This window comes from Rossellomorea vietnamensis, from assembly GCF_001305855.1.
Taxonomy (GTDB): domain Bacteria; phylum Bacillota; class Bacilli; order Bacillales; family Bacillaceae_B; genus Rossellomorea; species Rossellomorea vietnamensis_A.
On sequence record NZ_LIXZ01000089.1, the window covers coordinates 1 to 543 of the forward strand.

The window sequence follows — 543 nt, forward strand, 5'->3', positions numbered from 1 at the left end:
GTTAGCCGTGGCTTTCTGGTTAGGTACCGTCAAGGTGCCGCCCTATTCGAACGGCACTTGTTCTTCCCTAACAACAGAGCTTTACGATCCGAAAACCTTCATCACTCACGCGGCGTTGCTCCGTCAGACTTTCGTCCATTGCGGAAGATTCCCTACTGCTGCCTCCCGTAGGAGTCTGGGCCGTGTCTCAGTCCCAGTGTGGCCGATCACCCTCTCAGGTCGGCTACGCATCGTTGCCTTGGTGAGCCATTACCTCACCAACTAGCTAATGCGCCGCGGGTCCATCTGTAAGTGGTAGCCGAAGCCACCTTTCAACATTTCCTCATGCGAGGAAATGAGTTATCCGGTATTAGCCCCGGTTTCCCGGAGTTATCCCAGTCTTACAGGCAGGTTACCCACGTGTTACTCACCCGTCCGCCGCTGATATCAGGGAGCAAGCTCCCATCAATCCGCTCGACTTGCATGTATTAGGCACGCCGCCAGCGTTCGTCCTGAGCCAGGATCAAACTCTCCGATAAAAGTTTGAATAGCTCTTTAAAAATA

Annotated in this window: 1 rRNA gene; it reads right to left on the reverse strand. The window is 53.6% G+C overall.

What is annotated here, in order from left to right:
- Positions 1–518, reverse strand: a 16S ribosomal RNA gene (locus AM506_RS21895); the annotation flags it as partial.
- Positions 519–543: the final 25 nt, after the last annotated feature.